Here is a 17,032-nt window from a genome sequence, read left to right on the forward strand (position 1 = left end):
GCGCGTCACCAGCCGCCGGCGGCCCACATCGCCGCCGCGCCTGCCAGCGCGCTGCCGACCGCGACCAGCGCATAGCGCCAGCCGCCGCCGACCCGGACCAGCTGAATTTCGCGCAGCGGCGGAGCGGGGGGGGCACCGCCCGGAGCCGGAAAGCGCGCCTCGATCCGGCGGACGAGTTCGGGCAGGCGCGAGAGCGTACGCACGTCCTGAACGATGCGATCGGCGATCGCGGCCTCCGGCCCCAGTTCGGTGCGGATCCAGTCCTCCACCAGCGGGGCGGCGGTGATCCACAGATTGATCTCGGGATCGAGCGCGGTGGCCACGCCCTCCACCATCACCATCGTCTTCTGCAGAAGCAGCAGGTGGGGCTGCGTCACCATGTCGAAGTCGCGCGTGATCGCGAACAGGCCGTCCAGCATCATGCCGATCGACATGTCCTTGACCTTCATGCCGCGCATCGGCTCGCCGACGGCCCGCAGCGCGGTCGCGAATTCCTCGACGCTGTGGTGCGCGGGGACGTACTGCGCCTCGAAATGGATCTCGGCGACGCGGCGGTAATTGCCGGTGATGAGGCCGTAGAGGATTTCCGCCAGCCACAGCCGCGCGCGCCGGTCGATCCGCCCCATGATGCCGAAGTCGATCGCGGCGACGCGATTGCCGGGCAGCGCGAACAGATTGCCCTGGTGCATGTCGGCGTGGAAGAAGCCGTCCGCGATCGCCTGCCGCAGGAAGGCATGGACGAGCACGCGCGCCAGTTCGGGGAGGTCGTAGCCCGCCGCGATCAGCGCCGCGCGGTTCGACAGCTTGATCCCGTCGATCCACTCGATCGTCAGCACGCGCCCCGCGGTACGCGACCAGTCGACCGCGGGCACGAAGAAGCCGGGCTCGGCGGTCATCGTCTCCGCCAGCTCGGACGCGGACGCCGCCTCGCGGGTGAAGTTCAGTTCGCGCGCGGTCCAGCGCTTGAACGTCTCGATGACCAGCCGCGGCTGAAGACGCGCGATCTCGCCGCCCATCGGCTCGACCTGGGCGGCGGCCCATTCATAGGTATCGATCGCGCGCGCGAAGTCTTCCTCCACGCCGGGGCGCATCACCTTCACCGCGACCTGCCGCCCGTCGGTCGTTACCGCGCGGTGGACCTGCGCGATCGAGGCGGCACCGACCGGCGTCTCCTCGATCGAGGCGAACAGCGTGTCGAGCGGGCGGCCGAAGCTCTGCCGCATCACCTGCGCCACCGCCTCGAACGGGACGGGCGGCACCGCGTCCTGAAGCCGGAGCAGGTCGGCGGCGGCTTCCTCGCCCACCAGGTCGGGGCGGGTGGCGAGCGTCTGCCCCAGCTTGATCGCCGCCGGGCCGATCGCGGTGAAGGCGGCGGCATATTGCGGCTGATCGGGGACGCGCGCGCCCAGCCGCGCCAGACGCAGCAGCCGGCGCAGCCGCGCGGGGGTGTGGGGATCGTGCTCGATCCCGCGCAACGCGCCGTGACGCGCCAGCGTGCGGCCCCATTTCAGCAGCCGCCAGGCATGGACGATGGGGGAGGTCAAATCTTCCAGCCGCTATGGATCGCGACCAGCCCGCCCAGCATCGGCTCGACCCGCGTCTGGACGAAACCGGCGTCGCGGATCATCCGCTCGAACGTCGGCATGTCGGGGAAGCGGCGGATCGATTCGATCAGATAGCGGTAACTGTCGGCATCCTGCGCCAGCAGCTGGCCCAGTTTCGGCACGACCTTGTGCGAATAGGCGTCGTACACCTCCGCGAAGCCAGGCCACAGCGTCGTCGAGAATTCCAGGCAATAGAAGCGCCCGCCCCGCCGCAGCACGCGGTGCGCCTCGCGCAACGCGGCAGGAATGTCGGTCACGTTCCTGATTCCGAACGCGATCGTATAGGCATCGAAGAAGCGGTCGGGGAAGGTCAGCGTCTCGGCATTCGCCTCGGTCCAGACCAGGCCGTCGATCCCGCGCTGCTGTGCGCGCGCCATGCCGACCTCGAGCATCTCCGGGTTGATGTCGGCAACGGTCACCGCGGGGCCATGTTCGGCGAGGCGGAAGGCGATGTCGCCGGTGCCGCCCGCCATGTCGAGGATCTGTTCGTCGCGCTTCGGCTTCACGCGGCGCACGAAGCGGTCCTTCCACACGCGGTGCATGCCCGCGGACATGGCGTCGTTCATGATGTCGTAGCGGCCGGCGACGCTGGAGAAGACGCCGCGCACGCGCGCGGTCTTCTCGCTCGGGGTGACGTCCTCGTAGCCGAAGGAGACGGTATCGTTCATGCCCGCCGCTCTAGCGAGGCGGGCGACGACCCGCTAGGGGGCGGACATGCCGGAGCTTCCCGAGGTCGAAACCACCGTGCGCGGGCTGACGCCGGTGCTGGAGGGGCAGGTGCTGAGCGCGGTCGAGACGCGCCGCGCCGGCCTGCGCCGCGCCTTTCCCGAGGATCTGCGCCAGCGGTTGACCGGCGCGCGCGTCACCGGATTGTCGCGGCGCGCCAAATACGGGCTGATCGATACCGATCGCGGCGACACGATGATCTTTCACTTAGGGATGTCGGGGCGCTGGCGCGTCGACCCCGGGGAGGTGCTGCCGCACGATCACCTGCTGCTGGAGACGGCGGCGGGGCGGCGGCTGGCGCTCAACGACCCGCGGCGATTCGGGTCGGTCGATCTGTGGCCGAGCGACCGGATCGAGGAGTTTCCGGCGTTCCGGGCGCTGGGGCCGGAGCCGCTCGGCCCCGGTTTCACCGCGCGCTACCTGCGCGGGGCGCTCGACGGACGGCGCACCTCGATCAAGCTGGCGCTGCTCGACCAGCGGATCGTCGCGGGGCTGGGCAATATCTACGTCTGCGAGGCGCTGTACCACGCGCGGATCCAGCCGCGCCGTGCGGCGGGGCGCCTGTCGCTGTCGCGGCTCGAGCGGCTGGTCGCGGCGGTGCACGAGGTGCTGGACGCCGCGATCGAGGCGGGCGGCTCCACCTTGCGCGACTATGCGCGGCCCGATGGCGAACTGGGATATTTCTCCAAGCAATTCGCGGTCTATGGTCGCGAGGGCGAGGCGTGCGGATGCGGTGGTCACGTGCATCGTTACGCCGAGGGTGGACGCTCCACCTTCTGGTGTCCGGCGTGCCAGCGTGGTTGACGCTGATCGCCATCCGCGCTAGGGGCGCGCCTTAACAGGGGCGTTGGGTCTTCCCGACGTCCTTTTTCATCGATTCGATCTAATTAGAGGACGTTCATGGCGAACACGCCGCAAGCCAAGAAGCGCATCCGCCGCAACCAGCGCCGGGCCGAAATCAACGGTATCCGGGTCGGCCGCATCCGTACCTTCGTGAAGAAGGTCGAGGCGGCGCTGGCGGCGGGCGACAAGGCCGCGGCCGCCACCGCGCTTCAGGCGGCGCAGCCGGAGATGGCGCGCGGCGTGGCGAAGGGTGTGCTTCACAAGAACACCGTGTCGCGCAAGTTCTCGCGCCTGACGAAGCGGGTCGCCGCGCTCGCCTGAGCGCGCGACTGACGTTTCTTACAAGTTGACGAACGCCCGTCGGGAGTCCCCTGGCGGGCGTTTTTCGTGCGCGCGCGCGGTGCCGTTTTGTACCCCGTGAGGAACAAAATGAGAGGCCCCGGAAAAGCGCCGAAAGTCCGCGATTCGCGCTTTGCGGAATGCGGGGCGCTACCGATAAATGGCGCAAATACAGCGGCGTAGAAGAAATATGACGCATTTGCGCGGCTGGGGGGCTGTCAATCCGCTATATTTCGATTTTGTGGCTGATCCCGGACTTGATCGACTCACGCCGCTGTTCCTAATCCTGTCGAACCGCAGCGGCGTTCGTCCGCTGTGGGACCAGGAACAGGTCGAAACTGCTGCCGCGATGGGGATCGCGTGCCGGGGGACGTGTGACTTCGTGATGGATCGGGCCGCGCGCCAGCGTGCGCGGCAGCGGGAGGGTATTGCGTGGCGTCAGGGCAGGAAACGACGGTCGGGAATGGCGATGTGGCGCGGGCCTGGGCTCGCGTGCGCGCCAATCTGCGCCTGTCGGCCGGCGCCCGGTTGTTCGACCAGTGGCTGGCACCGATCCAGCTGGTGGAGAGCGCCGATCGGGCCGACGTCCGCCTGACGCTGCCGTCCGCCTTCATGACGACCTGGGTGAAGAGCCATTACGCCGATCGGCTGGTGCACGAGTTCCGCGCCATCCTGCCGGGCATCCGCAGCGTCGAGATCGACACCGCGCCGCGCGTCGCGCCGGTGGAGGTCGTTGCCGCCGAACCGGCGACCCCGATCGCGGCGGCGAGCGTGCCGGCAGGCGAGCCGGTGTCGACCAGCGGGCGCCCGTCGCTCGACCCGCGGCTGACCTTCGACCGCTTCGTCGGCGACGCGTCCAACATGGTCGCGCTCAATGCCGCGCGCGCGCTGGCGCAGCCGGGGCCGGTGCGGTTCAGCCCGCTGTTCCTCCACGGCGGCACGGGGCAGGGCAAGACTCACCTGATGAACGCGATCGCGCACGATTTCCTCGCGGCGCATCCCGACGCCCGCGTCATGCTGATGTCGGCTGAGCGGTTCATGTTCGAGTTCGTCTCGGCGATGCGCGCGCGCGACACCTATTCGTTCAAGGCGAAGCTGCGCAGCTGCGACCTGCTGCTGATCGACGACCTGCAATTCATCGCGGGCAAGGACGCGACGCAGGAGGAATTCTTCCACACCGTCAACGAGATCATGGCCGCGGGCAAGCGGCTGGTGATCGCGGCCGATCGCGCGCCCCAGGCGCTGGAGGGGGTCGAGCCGCGGATCGTCGGGCGGCTGGCGTCCGGGCTGGTAGCGGATATCCGCCCCTCCACCCCCGAGCTGCGCCGCGCGGTGCTGACGCGCCGGATCGCCGACCTGCCCGACGTGACTGTGCCGGCCGACGTGGTGGACCTGCTGGCCACGCGCATCACCAGCAGCATTCGCGAGCTGGAGGGCGCGCTGACCCGCGTCACCGCCTATGCGATGCTGACCGGCGAGACGATCGACCTGGAGTTCGCGCAGGTCACGCTGGGCGACATGCTGCGGGGCGCGCAGCGCCGGGTGACGATCGACCAGATCCAGAAGGCGGTCGCCGACCATTTCGAGCTGAAGCCGCTCGACATGCTGTCGGCGCGCCGCGCGCGCGCGGTGGCCCGCCCGCGCCAGATCGCGATGTATCTGTCCAAGCGGCTGACGACCCGCTCGCTGCCCGAGATCGGGCGCAAGTTCGGTGGCCGCGACCATTCGACCGTGATCCATGCGGTGCGCCGCATCGAGGAATTGCGCGACTCCGACCGCGACGTGGACGGCGCGGTGCGGGTGCTGCTGGGGCAGCTGGAGGGTTGAGGCCGTACGCGTCACCTCGGACCTGATCCGGGGCCCCGGCGCAGGGCCTGGGTGACGGTGGAATCAGGCTGCCTGCCGGTACTCGATGGGTTCGACGTCGGGCTGCGCGATCGGCTCAGGTGTCGCCGTGGGCGTGCGGAACGCGAGGCGGCTGACCAGCACCAGCAGCCCGAGCGCGGCATAGGCCATCAGCACATGCTCCATGTCGAAGAGCAGCGCGACCGCGAACGCCATCCGCAGCCAGAGCGGGTCGAAGCCGAAATCCTCGCCTACCGCGGCACAGACGCCGAACAGATTGTCCTTGCGGGCGGGTTGGTCGGTGGTGGTCATCGTCGCAAACTCCGTTGTTGCGGAGTGCTTTGCAGGTGGCGTGCCAAGTCGCGTGCAGGAGGGGAGGGCGCGCGGCGGCGGGGGCTATGTTGGCGCATGTTGCGGAACGTTGGCGCATGCCGCCACTCCACCGTCATTCCCGCCTCCGCGGGAATGACGGTGTGGGGGGGCGGGTAGCAGCCCTTAGATCACCAGTCCCATCGCCTCCTGCGTGCGGCGGAGCAGCGGGCCGGCGAGGTCGGCGGCCTTTTCCGCGCCGGTCTTCAGGATTGCATCGATCGCGCTGGCGTCGTCCAACAGCCGCTGCATCTCGTCGCGGATCGGACCCAGCGTCGCGACCGCCAGATCGGCGAGCGCCGGCTTGAACTGGCCGAACCCGCGGCCGGCATATTCCGCCAGCACATCCTCCGGTGTGCGATCCGCCAGCGCGGCGAAGATCGTGACCAGGTTGCGCGCCTCCGGTCGTCCCTCCAGCTCGTCCCAGGTGGCGGGGAGCAGGTCCGGGTCGGTCTTGGCCTTGCGGAACTTGTCGGCGATCATCTCGTCGCTGTCGATCAGCTTGACGACCGACTGCTCGGACGGGTTCGACTTGGACATCTTGGCGCCCGCGTCGCGCAGCGACATGATGCGCGGCGCGGCCTTGCTCACCAGCGGCTCGGGCAAGGTGAACAGATCGGTCGCATAGTCGTTATTGAATTTGGTCGCGATGTCGCGCGCCAGCTCCAGATGCTGCTTCTGATCCTCGCCGACGGGAACGTGGGTGGCATTGTACAGCAGCACGTCGGCGGCCATCAGCACCGGATAGTCGTAGAGCCCGACGCTGGCGCCCTCGCGATTCTTGCCCGCCTTGTCCTTGAACTGCGTCATCCGGTTGAGCCAGCCGACGCGCGCGACGTTGTTGAGCAGCCACGACAGCTCGCTGTGCGCGGACACGCGCGCCTGGTTGAACAGGATCGAGCGTGCGGGATCGATCCCGGCGGCGACCAGCGTCGCGGTCATCTCGATCGTCTGCGCGCGCAGGTCGGCGGGGGCGATCCATTCGGTCAGCCCGTGGAGATCGGCGATGAAGTACATCGTCTCCCCGCCCGCGCGCTGGATCTCGTCCTGCATCGCCACCCACTGTTTCACCGCGCCGAGGTAGTTGCCGAGGTGGAGATTGCCGGTGGGCTTGATGCCGGAGACGACGCGCATGATGGGGTTCAGACCTGCTGGGGACGACGGATGAGCCTGCGCACGTCGGCGACGTGGAAGGCGCCGAAGAGGAAGGTGGCGGCGAAATAGACCAGCGCGCCCGTGGCCACCAGCGCGAACATCGCGATCCAGCGGTGCAGGCTCGGGCCGGTGGTCCACGGCGCGAGCGGCGCGTTGGCGAACCACATCACCGCGCCCATCAGCAGTGCGGCGGCCAGCAGGCGCGGCGCACGGCGCGCCAGCTGCGCATCGGCGACGAAATGCCCGCGCCGCGCCAACGCGCGCCACAGCATCGCGACGTTGACGCTGGAGGCGATCGCGGTGGCGAGCGGCGGGCCGACATGGCGCAGCGGCAGGATGAAGGCCAGGTTGAGCGCCAGATTCACCGCCATCGAGATGGTGGCGTAGCGCACCGGGGTACGCGTATCCTGCCGCGCGTAGAAGCCGGGAGTCAGCACCTTGACCAGGATGTAGGACGGCAGCCCCAGCGAAAAGGCGGCGAGCGAGGCGGCGGTGGCGGCGGTATCGGCCGGCGTGAACTTGCCGTGCTGGAACAGCGCCGCCACGATCGGCGCGCCGCACACCACCAGCGCGACCGTGGCGGGCAGCGTGAGGAACAGCGCCAGCTCCATGCCGCGATTCTGCGTGTCCATCGCCGCCGTCTCGTCGCCGCGGCCAAGCTGCGCGGAGATGGTGGGGAGCAGGACGGTGCCGAGCCCGATGCCGATCAGCCCCAATGGCAGCTGGTTCAGCCGGTCGGCGAAATAGATGTAGCTGACCGACCCCGCGCCCAGCAGACTGGCGGCGAGCGCGGTGGAGACGACGAGGTTGATCTGCATCGCGCCCGCGCCGGCGGCCGCGGGCCAGATCAGCGACAGAAGCCGGCGGACATCGGCGTTGATCGTGGGGCGCTTCAGCCGCAATCGCACGCCCGCGCGGCGGCAGGCCCAGATCAGCCACGCCAGCTGGAGCACGCCGGAGACGGTCACGGCGATCGCCTGATTCCGCGCGGTGAACAGCGGCTCGTGGTCGTGGAACAGCAGCAGCGCGACGATCAGGCACAGGTTGAGCAGGATCGGCGCGGCGGCGGCGACCCAGAAACGGTGCAGCGAGTTGAGGATGCCCCCCAGCAGCGAGACGAGGCTGATGAGCAGGAGGTAGGGGAAGGTGATCCGCGCCAGTTGCACCGCAAAGGCGAAGTCCGCCTCGCTCGCGTCGTTGAACCCGCCGGACAGGGCCCAGGTGACCGGCCAGGCGGCCAGTTCCATCAGCACCGTCATCGCGATGAGGACGGGCAGGAGCACCGACAGCGCATCCTCCGCGAACGCGACGCCGCGGGACAGGCCGGCGTCCTCGGCCTCTCCCTCACCCCGTTCCGCGACCTTCTTGTTGAACATCGGGATGAAGGCGGCGGAGAAGGCGCCCTCCGCGAACAGGGCGCGGAACATGTTGGGCAGGCGGAACGCGATCAGGAAGGCGTCCGATGCGAAGCCCGCCCCGACGAAGCGCGCGAACAGCGAGTCGCGCACCAGCCCCAGCACGCGGCTGGCGAGGGTCAGCCCGCCAATCGAGCCGAGCGCGCGTGCGAGGTTCACCGGCGCTCCGCCCGATCAGGTGACGGCGTCAGGCCTGGCCGACGTCGTTGCCGAACTGGATGCCCTGCTGCTGCGCCTGCTGGAGGAACAGCGCCTGGAAATCGATCGGCTCCAGCAGCAGCGGCGGGAAACCGCCGTCGCGGATCGCATCGGCGACGACGCGGCGCGCGAACGGGAAGAGCAGCCGCGGGCCCTCGCCCAGCAGGAACGGCTGGACATGCTCCTCGGGCACGTTGCGCAGCCCGAACAGGCCGGCATAGGCCAGCTCGGCGATGAAGGCGGTCTTGCCCGCGATCGTGGCGCGCACCTCGATCTTCAGCGTGACCTCGTGGACTTCCTCGCCGACCTGCGCCGCGCCGATGTCGAACTGGACGTTGATCTCGGGCGCGGTCTGCTCCTGGAACACGGCGGGCGCGTTCGGATTCTCGAACGACAGGTCCTTCACATATTGCGAGATCAGCCCGGCGGCGGGTGCCGTGTCGGCACCGTTCATATAGGGTTCGTTCGCAGCGCCTGCGTTGCCCTGTTCGTCCATCATCCGTTCCTTCGACCTGGGTCGCGCGTTCCTGCGCGCGAAAGTGTCGGGCGGTTAGCAGCGTGCCCGCGGCGACACAATCCACTCGCGGCCGCAGGATCACGGATACAAAGCGCCCTTCACGCGATTTGAAACATCGGGCGGCTACGCCTATGTTGGCATCACAGCATTCTGGAGTTGCCGTGTTCTACGTTGTCCTCCTCGCGATGGTCGCCGGTTTCCTGGCGCTGCGACTCTATTCGGTGCTCGGCAAGCGCAGCGGGCACGAGCAGCCGCTGCCCAGGCCGGCCGACGAGCGCGCGGTGCCCCGCGCGGCCACCCGTACGGTCGACGTGACGCCGGAAGTGCGCGAGGTCGCGTTGCCCCCGTTCGACGGTGCGGCGGAAGCCGGACTGCGCCAAGTGGTGCAAGCGGAGCCGGGGTTCGACGTCGCCCGTTTCGTGGAGGGCGCGAAATCGGCCTACCGCATGATCCTGGAGGCCTTCTGGCGCGGTGACGAGGAGGCATTGCGCGGGCTCGTCACGTCCGACGTCCATGCCGCCTTCGCCGAAGCGATCGCCGCGCGCAAGGAGGCCGGGCACGTGCTCGACAACCGTCTGGTGTCGATCGAAAAGGCGCATATCGCCGCGGCGGGGGTGCAGGGCGGAGAGGCGCGGATCACGATCCGTTTCGATGCCGATATCGCGGCGGTGACGCGCGATGCCGACGGCGATCTGGTCGCCGGATCGACGACGGATGCGGTCGAGACGCACGACGTGTGGACCTTCGTCCGCACCGTGCGCAGCTCGGACCCCAACTGGCTGCTGGCGGACACCGACGAGGCGTAAGAAGCGGTGCGGGCGGCCGCGCCGTACTTATCTCTCCCTTTCACGACGGTCCGGGGTGACGCGGTCCCGTCGCGTCCGTAAGGCTGCGCGATCGTTCAATTGCGCGAGGCCGGAAGTGGCATGACGATAGCGGGAACAAGGGCGGGTTGGTCCGCGCTGGCGGGCGTGGTGTTGCTGGCCGGTTGCGTCGGTCCGGGCGACGGCCCGCAGCGGCCGGCGATGCCGTCGACGCAGCCCGTCGGTCGGCCCGTCACCCGCACCCCGGCGCGCGACGTGCCGCAGCTTCACGTTCCCGTGCGCCAGCCGGTCGCCTCGATACCTATGGCGGGCATGCCGGCGACGGCCACCCCGGGCGCGACCAATGCCGCCGCTGCCGGGATCGTGCCCGGTCCCGCCGCCGCCACGCTCCCGATCGAGGCCGATCAGGCCGCGCAGGCGCTGGCGGCATTTCGGATTTCCTGCCCCAGCCTCGTGCGGCGTAACGACGCCTCGGGACTGACGACGGGGGCGGACTGGCAGCCGGCCTGTGCCGCCGCGGCTCAGACGCCACCGGCGCAGGCCGCCGCCTTCTTCGCGCGCTGGTTCGAGCCGGTGCAGGTCGGTGACGGGCGCGCCTTCGCCACCGGCTATTACATCCCCGAAATCCCCGGATCGCTCGGCCCGCGGGCCGGCTCCGCGCCGATCTATGCGCGGCCGTCCGACCTGATCGACGTCGACCTCGGCACCTTCTCGCCCGCGCTGGCGGGCAAGAAGGTCCGCGGCAAGGTGAAGGGCAGCAACCTCGTCCCCTATGATGACCGCACCGCCATCGAGGGGGGATCGCTGACCGGGCGCGCGCGCGTGCTCGGCTATGCCGACGATCCGGTCGAGCTGTTCTTCCTTCAGGTGCAGGGGTCGGGGCTGGTGCGGCTGCCCGATGGCGACGTGCTGCGCATCGGCTACGACAGCCAGAACGGTCGCGACTATACCGGAATCGGCGCCCTGATGAAGTCGCGCGGGCTGCTCGGGCCGGGGCAGGCATCGATGCAGGGGATCGTCGCCTGGCTCCATGCGCATCCGGACGAGGGGCGCGCGATCATGCGCGAGAACAAGAGCTACGTTTTCTTCCGCGAATTGTCGGGACCGCCGCTCGGCGCGCTGGGACTGCCGGTGAGTGGCGGCGCGACGGTCGCCGCGGACCCGGCGTTCGTTCCGCTGGGCGCGCCGATCTTTCTCTCGATGGACCGCACCGACGCCAACGGCATCTGGATCGCGCAGGATACCGGGGGCGCGATCAAGGGGGCGAACCGAGTCGACACGTTCTGGGGAGCGGGTGCCGATGCGCGCGCGATCGCGGGCGGGATGAGCGCGCGCGGCACCGCCTTCGTGCTGTTGCCGGTCGGCAGCTACGATCGCTGGATCGCGCGCGGCGGAGCCGCAGGCGGAGCGGGGGGCGCGCGTGGCGGGTCGACGCCTCGGCCCTGACGAGGAGGCGCTGTGGGCGCGGGTGCGCGCCACGGTGCGTGCGCTGCCCGGCCGGCGCAACGATCCGCTGCCGCCCGCCAAGGCTGCACCCGCGCCGGAGAAGAAGGTTAAGGTGGCGCCCGTGCGCGTCGCCGCGCCGGTTCGGCTGCCCCCGGCCAGGAAGCGTGAGCCGGGGCAGACGCTGGACGGCGGGTGGGACCGGCGGCTCGCGGGGGGTGTGGTGGCGCCCGATCGCATCATCGACCTGCACGGCCACACGCTCGCCTCCGCCCATGCCGCGCTGGATCATGGGCTCGCGCAGGCGGCGGCGGGGGGCGACCGCGTCATCCTGCTGGTGACGGGCAAGCCGCCGCGTGCCGGGAGCGAGCGACCGCATGCCCGCGGTGCGATCCGCGCCTCGATCGAGGACTGGTTGCGGCTGTCGCGGCACGCCGGGGCGATCGCGGCGGTGCGCAATGCGCATCCGCGGCACGGCGGGGCAGGGGCGCTGTATATCGTCCTGCGTCGCCCGCGTGAGTCAAACTTTTAACCCCTGGCTGCGACTGTCGCGCCGGCCGCGGATGGTTCGCGGTCACGGGGGAATACGGCAGCATAATGCAGAGCGATGCGTCAGCGAAACGCACGGCGGGGGGCCGTGTGCTATGGGGTGTCGCCGTCGTGGGGCTGGGGGCGGCGATGCTGTCGTGCGCCGCCGGCGGCGGGCACCATATCGCGTTCGTGGCGCTGGCGATCGTCACGATGCTGGCGCTGGGCGGCTGGGCGATCACGCAGCGCCGGCTGGGGCGCGTGATGTCGGGTACGCAGGCCGCGGCGTCGCGGCTGGACGCGGCCACGGGGGGCGACCTGGCCAGCGAGGCGCCGGCGTCGACGCACGACGCGCTGCCGCGGCTCGCCTTTGCGATGGAAACGCTGTTCGACGGACTGTGCCGCGACATGGAGGAAGTGACCGGGCGCGCCGCGCGCGACCCGGTGACGGGGCTCGCCAGCCGCGCATTCTTCCGCAACGAGGCGGAGACGCTGCTGGACGATGCGCCGGAAGAGGTGACCGCAGCGCTCTTCTTCATCGACCTCGACCGTTTCAAGGTCATCAACGACACCCGCGGGCACGCCTGCGGCGACAAATTGCTGGCGAAGGTGGCGGAGCGGCTGCGCGTGGTGGCGAGCACCGCGTGCGGCGATGGTGCGCTCGTAGGGCGGCTGGCGGGGGACGAATTCACCCTGCTGTGCCCCGGGATCGATGCGCCCGACCATATCCGGTCGATCGGCGACAGTATCGTCGCGACGCTGGGGGCACCGTTCACGATCGACGATGCGATGATCTCGATCGGCGCCTCGGTCGGTGTGGCGCAGCGGCCGCAGCACGGGCTGACGCTGCACGAACTGATGGGCGCGGCGGACGCGGCGATGTATCGGTCGAAGGCGGCGGGGCGCGCGCGCGTATCCAGCTTCGACGCGGGACTGGCGGCGGAGTTGACCGATCGCGACCGGCTGGACCAGGATCTCCGCGGCGCGGTGCGGCGCGACGAATTCGCGCTGGTGTTCCAGCCGCAGGTGTCGCTGCGCGACGGCGCGCTCGTCACCAGCGAGGCGCTGTTGCGGTGGCGGCACCCGACGCTGGGATTGCGCCCGGCGGCGGCGTTCCTGGCGCGGGCCGAACAGACCGGGCAGATGGCGGCGATCGGCGACTGGGTGGCGTCGAGCGTCGCGGCCGCGGCGGCGCGCTGGCACCGGCTGGGGCGGCCGGGGCGCGTCGCGCTGAACGTCGCGCAGCAGCAGGTGGAGGACGTGACGTTCTTCGACCGGCTGAGCGAGGCGTTCTCACGCGCGCAGGTGCCGCTCGACCGGCTGGAGCTGGAGCTGGCGGAGGGGGTGGCGATGCAATGCCCGCCCGCGGCGCTCGACATGCTGGAGGCGCTGCGGAGCGCCGGGGCGAGCGTGACGGTGGACGATTTCGGCGCCGGCGATTCGAACGTCCAGCGGCTGCGCGCGCTGCCGATGGACCGGATCAAGCTGGACCGCGCGCTGGTGCGCGACGTGGCGAGCGACGCCGATGCGCGCACCATCCTGCAGGCGCTGGTCGGGCTGGTGCACGGCCTCGGCTGCGAGGCGGTGGCCGAGGGCGTCGAGACGGCGGCGCAGATCGACGTGCTGCGCGTGATCGGTTGCGACGCGGTGCAGGGCTATGCGGTCGCTCACCCAATGGACGAAGGCGCGCTGGAGGCGTGGATCGCCGGCGCTACACGTTTCGCACGCGCCGGATGACCGCGGCATAGATCGCGGTCAGCTGCGCCAGATCGGCGATGGCGACCGCCTCGTCGGTCTTGTGCATCGTGGCGTTGAGCAGGCCGAATTCCACCACCGGGCACACGGCACGCAGGAAGCGCGCATCGGACGTACCGCCGGTGGTCGACAGGTCCGGGACGCGGCCGGTCACTTCCTGGATCGCGGCGGAGACCAGCGCCGAGAGCGCCCCGGGCTCGGTCAGGAACGCCTCGCCCGAAATGCGCGGGGTGACGATCGCGTCGGGGGCATGCTCGCGGACGATGTCGGTGATGCGCGCCGCCAGTTCGTCGCCCCGGTGCAGGTCGTTGAAGCGGATGCTGATCCGTGCGGAGGCGTGCGCGGGGATCACGTTGGTGGCCGCGTTGCCGACGGTGATGTCGGTGATCTCCAGGTTCGACGGCTGGAACCAGTCGCTACCCTGGTCCAGCACCAGCGCGTCGAGTGCGGCAAGCGCCGCCACCAGCCGCGGGATCGGATTGTCCGCCAGGTGGGGGTAGGCGACGTGACCCTGCCGGCCGGGCACGTCGATCCAGATGTTGACCGAGCCGCGCCGCCCGATCTTCACCATGTCGCCGAGCGCGTGGACCGATGTGGGCTCCCCGACGAGGCACAGGTCGGGCGCGATGCCGCGCGCGCGCATCCGCTCGATCAGCGACACGGTGCCGAAGGTCGCGGGGCCTTCCTCGTCCCCGGTGATGATGAGGGTGAGGGGGCCGGTATCGCCCGCCTGCGCCACCGCCGCGACGAAGGCCGCGATCGCGCCCTTCATGTCGACCGCGCCGCGTCCGTGGAGCAGGTCGCCGCGCACATCGGGGACGAACGCGCCCGCGGTCCAGCCCTCGCCTGCGGGCACGACGTCGACATGGCCGGCGAAGGCGAGATGCGTGCCCGTCCCGCCGCGGGTGGCGAGCAGATTCTCGACCGGGCCATCGGGCGCCCCGCCGGCGACGAATCGCTCCACCGCGAAGCCGAGGGGAACCAGCGCCGCCTCCAGTACGTCGAACACGCGGCCGCGCGCGGGGGGTGACACTTTCCGCCGCGATCAGGTCGCAGGCGAGCGGCAGGACGTCGGTCATGGAAGGGAGGCCTCATGCCCAGGATTGATGTGGAGCGTGTCGAGCGCGCCGTCGGCAGCGACTATCCCGCGCCGTTCGTGGAGGCGGCGTCGAACCGCGTGGTGCGCGACCTGTCGGCGGCGGGCGGGCTGACGGACTTCGTCGCGACGCATGTGGTGGTGCCGCCCGGCGGCTGGTCGTCGCAGCGGCATTGGCATGAGGGCGAGGACGAGATCGTGCTGGTCGTCGCGGGCGAGGCGGTGCTGGTCGACGACGACGGCGCGCATCCGATGCGCAGCGGCGACGTGGCGGTCTTCCGCAAGGGGGAGGCGAACGCGCACCATTTGCGCAACGAGAGCGATCGGCCCTGCGTGCTGTTCGCGGTCAGCCTGCCCGAGCGCTCGACGGTCCATTATCCCGATATCGCGATGCGCTGGCACCCCGAAGAGGGTTATGCCGCGGAGTGACCGATCCACCGTCCGATCACTGTCCGGCGGGCTGTTCGAACTTCTCGATCACCCAATCCTCCGCCTGCGCCGCGGCGATCCAGTCCTGCATGAACGGATGGCGCAGGACCGCGGCGATATAGGCGGCGGCGAAGCGGGGCGTGGGAAGCGAGTAGGTGACGATCCGGGTGCAGACCGGCGCGAACATGATGTCGGCCGCGCCGAACTCGCCGAACAGGAAGTCGCCCGCCCCATCGGCGCCGCCGCCGAACCGGGCGCGCGCCTGCGCCCACAGCTCGAAAATGCGCGACAGATCGGCCAGCACGTCGTCGTCGGGCGCCACGGGGGCATAGACCTGGCGGATATTCATGCTGTGCCTGCGGCGCAGCGCGACGAAGCTGGAGTGCATCTCCGCCGCCATCGACCGCGCCATCGCGCGCGCAGCGTCATCGGCCGGCCAGAAGCGCTCGCGCCCGACCTTGTCGGCGAGATAGTCGACGATCGCCAGACTGTCCCACACCACCGCATCGCCATCCCACAGGATCGGGACCTTGCCGGAGGACGGGGCGAACTCCGCGCCCTCGCGCCGCTTGTCCCATTCCTCGTCGTAGAGCGGCACCACCACCTCCTCGAACAGCAGCCCCGACTGGCGGCAGGCGAGCCAGCCACGGAGCGACCATGAGGAATAGGCCTTGTTGCCGATGATGAGTTTCATGCGCCCGGTGTAGCGTCATCGGGGCGCAGGGCAACGTGTGACCGCGCGTTTAACCGGGTTCCTCCACCCCGCGGCAAAGGAGCGTGCGCTACACCGGCAGGATCGCACCATCGGGGTGCGACGATCCTGTTTCGGGGAGCGTCCATGACCTGCACCGCCGACCTGTCGTCCTCCACGCCCGTCTACGTCCGCGCACCGACCTTCGTCTTCGAACGTCCGCTTGCCGGCGCGAGCCGCTCGGAAGCGCTGCGGCTGCGCATCGCCGCCGCACGCGAGGCGCACGCGCTGCGCTGACGGCGCGTCAGCGCGCCTCCGGGATCGCTGACATGCAGCGGTCCAGCCGTGCCTGCCCGCCCCAGCGTTCGAACTGGGCGCGGGTAGCGGCTGTGACGCTGGCACCGCTCAACGGGCGCGCGATGCGGTTGGCAGTACCGGGCAGCAGCAGGATGATGCTGCGCGGTGCCTGGAAGCGAGCGACCGCATCGCGATAGTTCGCCGGGCGCTCGCTGTCCGGCAGGCCGTTCAGCGTCCGGTTCATCGCGACCGATGCCTCGCCCAGTTCGTTCGTCGGCCCCTTGTCGCCGACCAGGCCATAGGCTATGCGCCGCGATTGCAGCGTCATCGCCACCACCGGCGTGCGGTTGTCGGCGCCGCGTGCTGCGAACTCGGTCCGGCCGGACGGCAGGACCAGCGCGTTGACATCCAGTGCATCGAGCCACTTCGCCTGCGCGCAATCCCCGTCGCGCGCATGGCCGCCGTCTACCGCGACCTCCGAGGTCTTCGACACCAGATAGCGGTCGGCGTCGAGGCATGGCTTGCCGGTACGACGATCCTTCTCGATCACGCCGGGCAGCAGTGCCTGCCATGTCGCGGGGAGAGGAAATCCCGCGGCGGCCAGCCGGCGGAACGTCGCCACCTTGTCCGGTACTCCGTTGCGCATCGCGTTGGCGATGTTGTTGATCGCGAGGCGCTGTGCGGTGGGATCGTCGGCGTGGTAGGAGATGCGCGTACCGTCGGTATTCACCTTCAGCGTGCTGACAAAGATCAGCGCGCGCGCACCGCCCGCGTCCGGAACTGCCTCATAGACCTGCACCCGCCGCGTTCCGCCTTCGTCGGCACGGGTGAAGGCGGGCGCAACGCGGCACGTCTGCGCGGCGACGGACTGGAACGGGAGCATAATGAGCGCGAACGTGGCGGCGAGCTTGGCGACAGGCATCGTACGTCTCCGGCGAAGGGTGACACGGTGCGACTC

General features: G+C 70.1%; 17 protein-coding genes and 1 pseudogene. 9 read left to right on the forward strand and 9 right to left on the reverse strand.

Annotation, left to right across the window (positions count from 1 at the left end; genetic code table 11):
• Positions 1–5 precede the first annotated feature (5 nt).
• Both ubiB and PGN23_RS09605 read right to left on the reverse strand, forming a co-directional pair.
• Positions 6–1,544, reverse strand: a complete 1,539-nt coding sequence (gene ubiB / locus PGN23_RS09600) for a 2-polyprenylphenol 6-hydroxylase (protein WP_335302657.1) — start codon at positions 1,542–1,544, stop codon at positions 6–8.
• Complete coding sequence (locus PGN23_RS09605; protein ID WP_335302658.1) at positions 1,541–2,272, reverse strand: class I SAM-dependent methyltransferase; 732 nt, start codon at positions 2,270–2,272, stop codon at positions 1,541–1,543. Before PGN23_RS09605 ends, ubiB begins: the two co-directional genes overlap by 4 nt.
• 46 nt (positions 2,273–2,318) lie before the next feature.
• On the opposite strand from PGN23_RS09605, the gene mutM reads away from it, so the two are divergent.
• The 3 genes from mutM (at position 2,319) to dnaA (ending at position 5,339) form a co-directional block, all read left to right on the forward strand.
• Positions 2,319–3,134 carry a bifunctional DNA-formamidopyrimidine glycosylase/DNA-(apurinic or apyrimidinic site) lyase gene (gene mutM, locus PGN23_RS09610; RefSeq protein ID WP_335302659.1) on the forward strand — a complete coding sequence of 272 codons (816 nt, stop codon included), beginning with the start codon at positions 2,319–2,321 and terminating at the stop codon, positions 3,132–3,134.
• Between the two features lie 96 nt (positions 3,135–3,230).
• Positions 3,231–3,494: a 30S ribosomal protein S20 gene (gene rpsT, locus PGN23_RS09615; RefSeq protein ID WP_335302660.1), complete on the forward strand. Its 264-nt coding sequence runs from the start codon at positions 3,231–3,233 to the stop codon at positions 3,492–3,494.
• A gap of 489 nt (positions 3,495–3,983) precedes the next feature.
• Positions 3,984–5,339, forward strand: coding sequence for a chromosomal replication initiator protein DnaA (gene dnaA, locus PGN23_RS09620; RefSeq protein ID WP_335302661.1), 1,356 nt, complete (start codon positions 3,984–3,986; stop codon positions 5,337–5,339).
• Positions 5,340–5,402: 63 nt separating this feature from the next.
• Here dnaA and PGN23_RS09625 read toward each other — a convergent pair whose 3' ends face one another.
• From PGN23_RS09625 to secB, 4 genes are all read right to left on the reverse strand, one after another.
• The gene (locus PGN23_RS09625) at positions 5,403–5,669 is read right to left on the reverse strand and encodes a PspC domain-containing protein (protein ID WP_335302662.1); all 267 of its coding nucleotides are present in this window, start codon (positions 5,667–5,669) and stop codon (positions 5,403–5,405) included.
• Positions 5,670–5,852: 183 nt separating this feature from the next.
• Positions 5,853–6,860 (reverse strand): tryptophan--tRNA ligase, encoded by a 1,008-nt coding sequence (trpS, locus tag PGN23_RS09630; protein ID WP_335302663.1) that lies wholly within the window; start codon positions 6,858–6,860, stop codon positions 5,853–5,855.
• Between the two features lie 8 nt (positions 6,861–6,868).
• Positions 6,869–8,455, reverse strand: a complete 1,587-nt coding sequence (gene murJ, locus PGN23_RS09635; RefSeq protein WP_335302664.1) for a murein biosynthesis integral membrane protein MurJ — start codon at positions 8,453–8,455, stop codon at positions 6,869–6,871.
• 28 nt (positions 8,456–8,483) lie between these two features.
• The gene (gene secB, locus PGN23_RS09640; RefSeq protein WP_443019760.1) at positions 8,484–8,993 is read right to left on the reverse strand and encodes a protein-export chaperone SecB; all 510 of its coding nucleotides are present in this window, start codon (positions 8,991–8,993) and stop codon (positions 8,484–8,486) included.
• 179 nt (positions 8,994–9,172) lie between these two features.
• Between secB and PGN23_RS09645 the strand changes: the two genes are divergently transcribed.
• The 4 genes from PGN23_RS09645 (at position 9,173) to PGN23_RS09660 (ending at position 13,543) form a co-directional block, all read left to right on the forward strand.
• Positions 9,173–9,817 carry a Tim44/TimA family putative adaptor protein gene (locus PGN23_RS09645; protein WP_335302665.1) on the forward strand — a complete coding sequence of 215 codons (645 nt, stop codon included), beginning with the start codon at positions 9,173–9,175 and terminating at the stop codon, positions 9,815–9,817.
• Between the two features lie 120 nt (positions 9,818–9,937).
• Positions 9,938–11,281, forward strand: a complete 1,344-nt coding sequence (locus PGN23_RS09650; RefSeq protein ID WP_443019761.1) for an MltA domain-containing protein — start codon at positions 9,938–9,940, stop codon at positions 11,279–11,281.
• Complete coding sequence (locus tag PGN23_RS09655; protein ID WP_335302666.1) at positions 11,256–11,810, forward strand: Smr/MutS family protein; 555 nt, start codon at positions 11,256–11,258, stop codon at positions 11,808–11,810. The genes PGN23_RS09650 and PGN23_RS09655 overlap by 26 nt, the downstream gene beginning before the upstream one ends.
• A gap of 107 nt (positions 11,811–11,917) precedes the next feature.
• Positions 11,918–13,543: a putative bifunctional diguanylate cyclase/phosphodiesterase gene (locus PGN23_RS09660; RefSeq protein ID WP_335302667.1), complete on the forward strand. Its 1,626-nt coding sequence runs from the start codon at positions 11,918–11,920 to the stop codon at positions 13,541–13,543.
• Here the strand turns inward: PGN23_RS09660 and dapE are convergent.
• A pseudogene (dapE, locus tag PGN23_RS09665) lies at positions 13,518–14,640 on the reverse strand (succinyl-diaminopimelate desuccinylase). The gene PGN23_RS09660 and the pseudogene dapE sit on opposite strands and share 26 nt — an antisense overlap.
• A 14-nt stretch (positions 14,641–14,654) precedes the next feature.
• Here dapE and PGN23_RS09670 point away from each other — a divergent pair.
• Positions 14,655–15,086 (forward strand): cupin domain-containing protein, encoded by a 432-nt coding sequence (locus tag PGN23_RS09670; protein ID WP_335302668.1) that lies wholly within the window; start codon positions 14,655–14,657, stop codon positions 15,084–15,086.
• Between the two features lie 16 nt (positions 15,087–15,102).
• Here PGN23_RS09670 and PGN23_RS09675 read toward each other — a convergent pair whose 3' ends face one another.
• Positions 15,103–15,780, reverse strand: coding sequence for a glutathione S-transferase family protein (locus PGN23_RS09675; RefSeq protein ID WP_335302669.1), 678 nt, complete (start codon positions 15,778–15,780; stop codon positions 15,103–15,105).
• A 144-nt stretch (positions 15,781–15,924) separates the two neighbouring features.
• Between PGN23_RS09675 and PGN23_RS09680 the strand changes: the two genes are divergently transcribed.
• Positions 15,925–16,074 (forward strand): hypothetical protein, encoded by a 150-nt coding sequence (locus tag PGN23_RS09680; RefSeq protein ID WP_335302670.1) that lies wholly within the window; start codon positions 15,925–15,927, stop codon positions 16,072–16,074.
• 7 nt (positions 16,075–16,081) lie between these two features.
• On the opposite strand, the gene PGN23_RS09685 is transcribed toward PGN23_RS09680, so the two are convergent.
• Positions 16,082–16,996, reverse strand: coding sequence for a hypothetical protein (locus PGN23_RS09685; protein ID WP_335302671.1), 915 nt, complete (start codon positions 16,994–16,996; stop codon positions 16,082–16,084).
• Positions 16,997–17,032 lie beyond the last annotated feature (36 nt).

Source organism: Sphingomonas adhaesiva (assembly GCF_036946125.1).
GTDB classification, from domain to species: Bacteria; Pseudomonadota; Alphaproteobacteria; order Sphingomonadales; family Sphingomonadaceae; genus Sphingomonas; species Sphingomonas adhaesiva_A.